The organism is Streptomyces zinciresistens K42 (assembly GCF_000225525.1).
Classification (GTDB): Bacteria; Actinomycetota; Actinomycetes; order Streptomycetales; family Streptomycetaceae; genus Streptomyces; species Streptomyces zinciresistens.
In genome coordinates this window covers 1-1,123 of the sequence record NZ_AGBF01000452.1, presented here as the reverse complement: position 1 = coordinate 1,123, position 1,123 = coordinate 1, and the positions used below count along the sequence as shown (strand labels likewise).

Here is a 1,123-nt window from a genome sequence, read left to right as displayed (position 1 = left end):
GAGGGCGCGCACGGGCGCCGGGAGCCGGCCATCGGCGGACGCGCACGGCAGGCAGGAGCCGGCCACCGGTGGGCCCGCCGTGCGGCCGGTCGCGCGCCACCAGTGGCCGCGCACGCCCGCAGACGCACGCCCCCCCCCGCCCTGCGGCCGAGTCCCCCGCCCCGCGACCGAGGCTCACCGCCCCGCGACCGAGGCTCACCGCCGCGCAACGGCACCGGGATCGTGCGGTCCCGCCCCGCCCCGCCCCGCGATCCAGGCTCATCGCCGCAGGACGCGTCCCGCGCTCACCACCGCGCGATGTCCACCCGTGGCATCTTCGGCACCCTGCGTTTCGGGGTGTGGCCGCTCAGCAGGATCAGCCGGGCCGCACGGTGGCGCTGCCCGGCGTAGGGCTCCAGCAGTTCCAGCATCGCCGCGTCGTCCGCGTCCCGGTCGCCCGCCAGGGCCCAGCCCACGATGCCCGGCAGATGCAGATCTCCCACGGTCACCGCGTCCGCCGCCCCGTGACTGCGCTGCACGACCTCCGCCGACGTCCACGGCCCGATCCCCGGCACCAGCTCCAGCCGGGCCCGCGCCTCGGCCGGCGGCATCCGTACCGCCTCCTCCATCCGCGCGGCGACCCGTACGGCCCGCAGGATCGTCGACGCCCGCTTGTCGTCGACCCCCGCCCGGTGCCACTCCCACGACGGGATCAGCGCCCAGGTGCGCGGGTCCGGCATCACGTGCATCCGCTCCGGCGCGGGCCCCGGCGCCGGTTCGCCGTACGCGCGCACCAGCGACCGCCACGCCCGGTACGCCTCGTCCGTCGTGACCTTCTGCTCCAGGACCGACGGGATCAGCGACTCCAGCACCAGACCGGTCCGGGTCAGCCTGAGCCCCGGCCGGCGGTGCCGTGCCATCGCCACCACCCGGTGCCGGGGGACGAACACGGACGGGTCGTCGTCGGCCCCGAGCAGCTGCGGCAACCGCTCCAGCAGCCACTCCGCCCCCGGCCCCCACGCCTCGCCCCGCACCTCGGCGCCGCGCGCGAGGACCCGCAGTGTCCCGGGTCCGGCCGGGGTCAGGGCCGTCCGCCACACCGAACCGTCGGGCACCGCCCGGAACGTCGGGTCCCCCGGCCCGC

At 78.1% G+C, this 1,123-nt stretch carries 1 protein-coding gene; it reads right to left on the bottom strand.

Features of this window, described 5'->3' with window-relative positions:
- Window positions 1-284 precede the first annotated feature (284 nt).
- Window positions 285-1,123: DNA-3-methyladenine glycosylase family protein (locus SZN_RS37155; RefSeq protein WP_007506542.1), on the bottom strand; the 839-nt coding region annotated here is incomplete at its 5' end.